Raw genomic sequence first — 6,000 nt, 5'->3', positions numbered from 1 at the left:
GACTGACTGACTGACTGACAAAATGATATTTCTCCATAGCGTTACACTGCAATGAAACTATTTTATTACATATAATACATTTTCCTATGTCGATTTTAACCAATGGTTTATATAGAACTCAATATCATCATCACTATAACCAAGTAATTTCCCGATTTTTCTTTCTAAATCAGGATCAAACTTATCGTAACTTTTCAACAAAACCGAGCTTAATTCCTCTGCTTTTTCTATATGTTCCGGTCGGTATATTAAGTAATAGGAAAAATCACCCAGTGATGTTTTTAAATTAATCGTTTTTAGTTCAAAGGTCTTATTCTCTAAATAAGGGAAAAAATCCTCCGGCACCTCAGCATCGGTGTAAAATAAAGCAATCTCTTTTTGATGATTTAACATCAACTCTAATTCTCTCCCTTCATGCGGTCCTAAAACACCCATCTTATTATCTCCCAAATAATTTATTACTATTACACCAAATAACCTCTTTTATTTGATCGAATTCCTCATTCCTTAGCTCACATAAGGAATGAAATACCTGAATAATCCGCTCTGGGCGATTTGGCTGTCCCTGAAAACCAAACACCGGCATATCGGGGGAATCCGTTTCCAACACCAAGGTATCCAAAGGCAATTTTGCAATGGCTTGGCGGGTTTTATTCGCCCGTTGATAAGTAATCGTACCGCCTACACCGATTTTATAGCCCAAATCCACAAACCGTTTAGCCTGTTCGTAACTGCCTGCAAAACCATGTATCACGCCATATTTAGGCAATGAAATACGTTTTAAAAAGGTAAACACTTGATCATGAGATTTTCGACTGTGAATATTTACGGGTAAATTAAATTGTTTCGCTAAATAAAGCTGACTTTCAAAAAAATGACATTGTTTTTGCCAAAGTTCGTCCGTCAATAAATCGGGGATCGCTCGTTCCAAACCAATTTCCGCCACCGCTGTACCATTTTTATCACGCTGTTCTAACGCTTGTTCCAACAGGGATAAATCCTTTTCTGAATGTTCTTTAATATAAAGTGGGTGCAAACCCAGCCCATAATATAAATTTTCAGGATAAAGTGCGGCCATTTTTTGGATTGTTTTGAAATCCCGTTCAAGCACAGCAACAATCAAAATTTTTTGTACACCGGCTTGCTTGGCATTTTCCACTAATTGAGAAAGAGGCTCGCCGGTGAATTGCTGTAAATAATCAAGGTGAGTATGAGTATCGAAAAAAGGCATAATATATCCGCTTTGAAATGAAAGGAGAAAACCTGAGACAAAGCTCAGGTTTCCTTCATTATTCTACAGTAACAGAATTAATCACCACATCGTCTTTCGGCACGTCTTGGTGGAAACCTTTATTGCCGGTTTTCACGCCTTTGATTTTATCCACGACGTCCATACCTTCAACTACCTCACCGAACACGGCATAGCCCCATTCTTGCACCACAGTTTTGCCGAACATTTCTTTGGAACGATAATCCAAAAACGTATTATCCGCCACATTAATAAAAAATTGTGCTGTTGCCGAATGCGGATCGGAAGTGCGAGCCATAGCAATCGTACCACGCTTATTGCTCAATCCATTTGATGCTTCATTTTGGATTGGCGCATTGGTATTTTTCTCTTTCATACCGCTTTCCATACCGCCACCTTGGATCATAAATCCATCAATAACACGGTGGAAAATTGTGTTATCATAAAAACCATTTTTACAATAAGTTAAGAAGTTTTCTACTGTGATTGGTGCTTTTTCTGCATTTAATGCCAGTTTAATATCGCCAAAATTTGTGTGTAAAATAACCATTTTGATTTCCCTATGAAATTTAAAGGACGCCATTATTCCATAAATAGCCAATAAGTGCTATAAAAGTGCGGTCAGTTTCAATATCAATTTTTATCCGAGAAAAAAATGCTAAAAATCTTCAATACCCTAACCCGAGAAAAAGAAATTTTTAAACCTATTCACGAAAATAACGTGGGAATGTATGTGTGCGGTGTCACGGTTTATGACCTATGCCATATCGGTCATGGACGAACGTTTGTTTCCTTTGATGTGATCGCCCGCTATCTACGTTATTTAGGTTATAACTTAACTTATGTACGTAATATTACCGATGTAGATGACAAAATCATTAAGCGAGCATTAGAAAATCAAGAAAGCTGCGAACAATTAGTTGATCGTATGGTTACTGAGATGTACAAGGATTTTGATGCCTTGAATATTTTACGTCCGGATTTTGAACCAAGAGCGACTCATCATATTCCTGAAATTATTGAGATCGTTGAAAGATTGATTGAACGGGGACACGCTTATGTGGCTCAAAACGGCGATGTGATGTTTGATGTGGAAAGCTTCAAAGAATACGGTCAATTATCCCGTCAAGATTTAGAACAATTACAGGCCGGCGCACGGGTTGATGTCTCTGACGTGAAGAAAAATCCGATGGATTTCGTGCTGTGGAAGATGTCAAAAGAGAACGAGCCGAGTTGGCAATCACCTTGGGGTACCGGTCGCCCGGGCTGGCATATTGAATGTTCAGCGATGAACAGTAAGCAGTTAGGCGAACATTTTGATATTCACGGCGGTGGCTCTGATTTAATGTTCCCTCACCATGAAAATGAAATTGCCCAATCTTGCTGTGCCCACGGTGGCGATTACGTCAATTATTGGATTCACTCCGGTATGATTATGGTGGATAAAGAAAAAATGTCGAAATCTCTTGGCAATTTCTTCACCATTCGTGATGTGCTTAATCATTATGATGCGGAAACAGTACGCTATTTCTTATTATCCGCCCATTATCGCAGCCAACTCAATTATAGTGAGGAAAACCTCAATTTAGCCCATGGTGCATTGGAACGGTTATACACCGCATTGCGGGGAACAGATCAAAGTGCGGTCGCTTTTGGCGGAGAAAATTTTGTCGCAGCATTCCGTGATGCGATGGATGATGATTTCAACACACCAAATGCCATTTCTGTGTTATTTGAAATGGCACGTGAAGTGAATAAATTAAAATCTGAAGCGATGGAAAAAGCCAATGGATTAGCCGCACGTTTACGAGAATTAGCTCAAATTCTGGGACTATTGGAACAAGATCCGGAAACCTTTTTACAGGCAGGTTCAAACGATGATGAAGTCGCTAAAATCGAGGCATTGATCCAACAACGCAATGAAGCCAGAGCCGCCAAGAACTGGGGAGCGGCTGATGAAGCCCGAAATGCATTAAATGCGATGGGAGTTATATTAGAAGATCGGCCAAATGGAACTAGCTGGCGTAAACAATAACGATGAAAGATAAATAATATTGTTAAATCAGATATTTTTTAAGCGAATAAAGCGGAGGTTTTTCCTCCGTTTTTTCATATCATTTAAATAGTATTTTGTATCTAACTTACTGAATATAAATCAAAAATAAGTTTTCCTTGGCTTTTTCATTCTTGCTTATGGTAGAATACCAACCCTTTCAAAAACTCTTATTATTTAATTTGGATCTTCGGAGGAATCAATGTCCAATGCATCAAGTAAACGTTTTGTTATGACACTTTTCTCAAATAAAGATGACATTTACTGCCATCAAGTGAAAATTGTGTTAGCAGAAAAAGGCGTAGCTTATGAAAATGAAGAAGTTGATCCACAGGCATTAACAGAAGATTTAATGGAATTAAATCCTTATGGTTCTTTACCAACATTAGTCGATCGTGATTTAGTGTTATTTAATTCACGTATTATTATGGAGTATCTTGACGAGCGTTTTCCTCATCCTCCACTTATGCCTGTTTACCCCATTGCACGTGGTAAAACCCGTCTTTTAATGTTACGTATTGAACAAGATTGGTATCCAACCTTAATGAAAGCAGAAAAAGGCAATGAAACTGAACGAGCGGAAGCACTTGGACAGCTAAAAGAAGAATTATTGGCAACTTCATCTATCTTCCAACAAATGCCTTATTTTATGAGTGAAGAATTCAGTTTGGTTGATTGCTATGTTGCACCATTATTGTGGAAATTAAAACAGTTTGGCGTAGAATTTACCGGAGCGGGTAGCAAAGCATTAAAAGGTTACATGGATCGCGTATTTAGTCGTGATTCGTTTTTACAATCCGTTGGGGAAGCAGCACCTAAAAATTTAATGGATGATAAATAATGGAATATAAATCTTCACCAAAGCGCCCCTATTTGTTACGAGCTTATTATGACTGGCTAGTCGATAACAACTTTACACCTTATTTAGTGGTTGATGCCACTTATTGGGGAGTAAATGTGCCACTTGAATATGTTCAGGACGGACAAATCGTACTTAATCTTTCTGCTAGTGCCACGGGTAATTTGCAACTGACAAATGACTTCATTCAATTTAATGCGCGTTTCAAAGGGGTGTCACGAGAACTTTATATTCCTATGGGCGCAGCACTTGCTATTTACGCACGTGAAAACGGTGATGGCGTGATGTTTGAGCCGGAAGTCATTTATGATGAATTGAATAAAGAACCAGATACAGATCAACCTAATAATTTCACTGAAGCCGTTGTTCCCCCAAAAACAACAAAGAAAAAATCTTTGCCTAAACCAACGTCTCATCTAAGAATCGTTGACTAGACTGATAAACAGCTCAAATGCGATAATTTATACTTATTTGAACGATTAAGAGGGGTCAATCTCTCATTCAGTAAAGTTATAAATGATAAGTATAAAAAATTAGCATTTGTCTGAAAAATATGTATAATACGCAGACCCTGTAAATGCACGAATTCCCATCGTGCATTATTTTATCAAGATCACACTCGAAGGGGTGCTGATTCAGATTACTGGTTGTGTTCATTAGAACACTGGGTATCAAACTAATTTTTTGGTAATTAATTAATGAAAACTTTTGTAGCAAAACCAGAAACGGTTAAACGCGACTGGTACGTAGTAGATGCGACAGGTAAAACTTTAGGTCGTTTAGCGACTGAATTAGCACGTCGTCTTCGTGGTAAACACAAGGCTGAATACACGCCACATGTAGATACCGGTGATTACATCATCGTGATCAATGCAGACAAAGTAGCGGTAACCGGTCGTAAAGAAACTGATAAACTTTACTACTGGCACACTGGCTATGTAGGCGGTATCAAGCAAGCCACGTTCAAAGAAATGATCGCACGCCGTCCTGAAGCAGTGATTGAAATTGCGGTTAAAGGTATGTTGCCAAAAGGTCCATTAGGCCGAGCAATGTTCCGTAAATTAAAAGTGTATGCAGGTTCAGAACACCAACACGCAGCACAGCAACCACAAGTTTTAGATATTTAATCACGAGGTTTAGGATATGGCAGAGAATCAAAACTACGGCACAGGTCGCCGCAAAAGCTCTTCAGCTCGTGTATTTATCAAACCGGGCAGTGGTAAAATCACTATCAACCAACGTGAATTAGACGTTTACTTCGGTCGTGAGACTTCACGAATGATAGTACGTCAGCCGTTAGAATTGGTTGAATTAACAGACAAATTAGATCTATATATCACTGTAAAAGGTGGTGGTATTTCAGGTCAAGCGGGTGCAATCCGTCACGGTATTACCCGTGCATTGATGGAATACGATGAAACCCTACGCCCAGCACTCCGTGCTGCTGGATTCGTTACTCGCGATGCACGTCGCGTTGAACGTAAAAAAGTGGGTTTACACAAAGCACGTCGTCGTCCACAATACTCCAAACGTTAATACGGAAACTCGTTATACTTACGGATATTTATCCTTATGTATCAAGAGTTTATTCAAGAAAGGTTGGTTTTACCAACCTTTTTCTATTTTTTCAATTCCTCTATCAGCACGATAAAAATGCTCTATAAGAATTACTTGAATTCTGCATTGAGATTTCTGTTACCATAATATCCCATAGTGTTCTCTCTCCCTATCATCAAAAAATCTGACTGAAATCTCACATTCCTATTATTTCCCCTGCCCTCATCATTCCGGTAGATTCAAATCAAGAAAACTATAAAGAATATTGATGTGTTCAGAATC

The 6,000-nt window shown here is 38.6% G+C and carries 8 protein-coding genes; 5 read left to right on the top strand and 3 right to left on the bottom strand.

Annotation, left to right across the window (positions count from 1 at the left end):
- Window positions 1–84: 84 nt before the first annotated feature.
- From BKK54_RS09250 to BKK54_RS09240, 3 genes are read right to left on the bottom strand one after another with little or no spacing between them, the layout of a single operon-like run.
- Window positions 85–393, bottom strand: coding sequence for a hemocin immunity protein (locus BKK54_RS09250; RefSeq protein WP_167366624.1), 309 nt, complete (start codon window positions 391–393; stop codon window positions 85–87).
- A gap of 46 nt (window positions 394–439) precedes the next feature.
- Window positions 440–1,231: a TatD family hydrolase gene (locus BKK54_RS09245; protein ID WP_077542795.1), complete on the bottom strand. Its 792-nt coding sequence runs from the start codon at window positions 1,229–1,231 to the stop codon at window positions 440–442.
- Between the two features lie 58 nt (window positions 1,232–1,289).
- Window positions 1,290–1,799 carry a peptidylprolyl isomerase gene (locus BKK54_RS09240; protein WP_077494940.1) on the bottom strand — a complete coding sequence of 170 codons (510 nt, stop codon included), beginning with the start codon at window positions 1,797–1,799 and terminating at the stop codon, window positions 1,290–1,292.
- 105 nt (window positions 1,800–1,904) lie between these two features.
- Here BKK54_RS09240 and cysS point away from each other — a divergent pair, with 105 nt between their 5' ends.
- The 5 genes from cysS to rpsI all read left to right on the top strand — a co-directional run bounded on the left by cysS (window position 1,905) and on the right by rpsI (window position 5,697).
- Window positions 1,905–3,284 carry a cysteine--tRNA ligase gene (gene cysS, locus BKK54_RS09235; protein WP_077542794.1) on the top strand — a complete coding sequence of 460 codons (1,380 nt, stop codon included), beginning with the start codon at window positions 1,905–1,907 and terminating at the stop codon, window positions 3,282–3,284.
- Between the two features lie 220 nt (window positions 3,285–3,504).
- Complete coding sequence (gene sspA / locus BKK54_RS09230; protein WP_077542793.1) at window positions 3,505–4,143, top strand: stringent starvation protein SspA; 639 nt, start codon at window positions 3,505–3,507, stop codon at window positions 4,141–4,143.
- Window positions 4,143–4,595, top strand: coding sequence for a ClpXP protease specificity-enhancing factor (locus BKK54_RS09225; protein ID WP_077542792.1), 453 nt, complete (start codon window positions 4,143–4,145; stop codon window positions 4,593–4,595). The genes sspA and BKK54_RS09225 overlap by 1 nt, the downstream gene beginning before the upstream one ends.
- A 264-nt stretch (window positions 4,596–4,859) precedes the next feature.
- Window positions 4,860–5,288, top strand: a complete 429-nt coding sequence (rplM, locus tag BKK54_RS09220; RefSeq protein WP_077416350.1) for a 50S ribosomal protein L13 — start codon at window positions 4,860–4,862, stop codon at window positions 5,286–5,288.
- 16 nt (window positions 5,289–5,304) lie between these two features.
- Window positions 5,305–5,697 carry a 30S ribosomal protein S9 gene (rpsI, locus tag BKK54_RS09215; protein ID WP_077542791.1) on the top strand — a complete coding sequence of 131 codons (393 nt, stop codon included), beginning with the start codon at window positions 5,305–5,307 and terminating at the stop codon, window positions 5,695–5,697.
- Window positions 5,698–6,000: the final 303 nt, after the last annotated feature.

The organism is Rodentibacter genomosp. 1 (genome assembly GCF_001999285.1).
Classification (GTDB): domain Bacteria; phylum Pseudomonadota; class Gammaproteobacteria; order Enterobacterales; family Pasteurellaceae; genus Rodentibacter.
This window is presented reverse-complemented; position numbering and strand designations above follow the sequence as displayed.

Bases quoted from the DNA above. Each gene is read 5' to 3' on its own strand.
- BKK54_RS09245 (WP_077542795.1), bottom strand. From the start codon at position 1,231: ATGCCTTTTTTCGATACTCATACTCACCTTGATTATTTACAGCAATTC.
- BKK54_RS09240 (WP_077494940.1), bottom strand. From the start codon at position 1,799: ATGGTTATTTTACACACAAATTTTGGCGATATTAAACTGGCATTAAAT.
- BKK54_RS09250 (WP_167366624.1), bottom strand. From the start codon at position 393: ATGTTAAATCATCAAAAAGAGATTGCTTTATTTTACACCGATGCTGAG.
- rplM (WP_077416350.1), top strand. From the start codon at position 4,860: ATGAAAACTTTTGTAGCAAAACCAGAAACGGTTAAACGCGACTGGTAC.
- sspA (WP_077542793.1), top strand. From the start codon at position 3,505: ATGTCCAATGCATCAAGTAAACGTTTTGTTATGACACTTTTCTCAAAT.
- rpsI (WP_077542791.1), top strand. From the start codon at position 5,305: ATGGCAGAGAATCAAAACTACGGCACAGGTCGCCGCAAAAGCTCTTCA.
- cysS (WP_077542794.1), top strand. From the start codon at position 1,905: ATGCTAAAAATCTTCAATACCCTAACCCGAGAAAAAGAAATTTTTAAA.
- BKK54_RS09225 (WP_077542792.1), top strand. From the start codon at position 4,143: ATGGAATATAAATCTTCACCAAAGCGCCCCTATTTGTTACGAGCTTAT.